Origin of the sequence: Microbacterium sp. ISL-103 (assembly GCF_018613995.1) — a bacterium.
GTDB lineage: Bacteria > Actinomycetota > Actinomycetes > Actinomycetales > Microbacteriaceae > Microbacterium.
The window spans coordinates 1-1098 of record NZ_JAGGPD010000300.1 but is presented as its reverse complement, the minus strand read 5'-3'; the positions used below and the strand labels follow the sequence as shown (position 1 = coordinate 1098).

Below are 1098 nucleotides of genomic sequence, written 5' to 3'. Positions count from 1 at the left end.
CCTTTGACCGGTTGAGGTGTGCAGGTGTGTGTGGTGGGTCTGTGAGCGGGGTCAGCCCTTGACGGCGCCGACCATGATCCCCTTGCTGAAGTGCTTCGCGACGAACGGGTACACGATCAGCATCGGCACGGTGGCGATGATGACGGTCGAGTACTTGAGCAGGTCGGCGAGTTCTCGACGTTCGAGCTGGGCGGCCAGGTCGCCGCCTCCTCCGCCGTCGTTGAGGATGAGGATGCCTCGCAGCACGAGCTGCAGCGGCTGCAGGTCGGCGTCGCGCAGATAGAGCAGCGCATCGAAGTACGAGTTCCACTGCATGATCGCGTACATCAGGGCGATGACGGCGAGGAGCGGCTTCGCGAGCGGAAGCACGATCGTCCAGAGGATGCGCAGTTCGCTCGCCCCGTCCAGCTGCGCCGCCTCGTAGACCTCGTCGGGGATGGAGGAGCGGAAGTAGACCATCGCGATGATCACCTGCCAGACGCCGATCGCGTTCGGGAGGATCATCGACCATCGTGTGTCGAGGAGACCGAGGGATTGGACGACGATGTACATCGGGATCACGCCGCCGGAGAACAGCATCGTGAAGACGACGCCGCCGGTGAGGGTCTTGCGTCCGAAGAGGTTCGCTCGAGACAACGGGTACGCGATCGCGACGGTCCCTGCGACGCTGATGACGGTGCCGGCCACTGTGTAGAACACGGAGTTGCCGAAGCCGCGCAGGATCGCAGGGTTGTTCAGCGCCTCGGTGTAGCCGCGGAGGGTGAACTCGACGGGCCAGAACAGCACGCGGCCGGACGACACGGCCTGGGGGCTCGAGAACGAGCTCGCGACGATGTTCAGCAGAGGCAGCAGCACGACGAGCAGGAACACCGTGAGCAGCAGGTAGGCCACGATCACGAACGTGCGGTCATCCCTCGTCTCCTTGACCTTCACGCCGGTGGTCATCGGATCCCGCCGGCGGCGACCCCGCCCCTTGCCCGATGCGACGACGATCTCCTCGGTGAGGAGGGGCTGTTCTCTGATCACGGTGCTCACCACAACCCGCTTCCGGTCACTCGCTTGGATATGCCGTTCACGACGAGCAGCAGCACGAGGCTG

General features: G+C 64.6%; 1 protein-coding gene. It reads right to left on the bottom strand.

The genetic code is table 11. The features are described 5' to 3' along the window. Positions 1-51: 51 nt before the first annotated feature. On the bottom strand, positions 52-1035 hold the full coding sequence (locus J7E68_RS11570; protein WP_311416819.1) for a carbohydrate ABC transporter permease: 984 nt from the start codon (positions 1033-1035) through the stop codon (positions 52-54). Between the last annotated feature and the right edge of the window lie 63 nt (positions 1036-1098).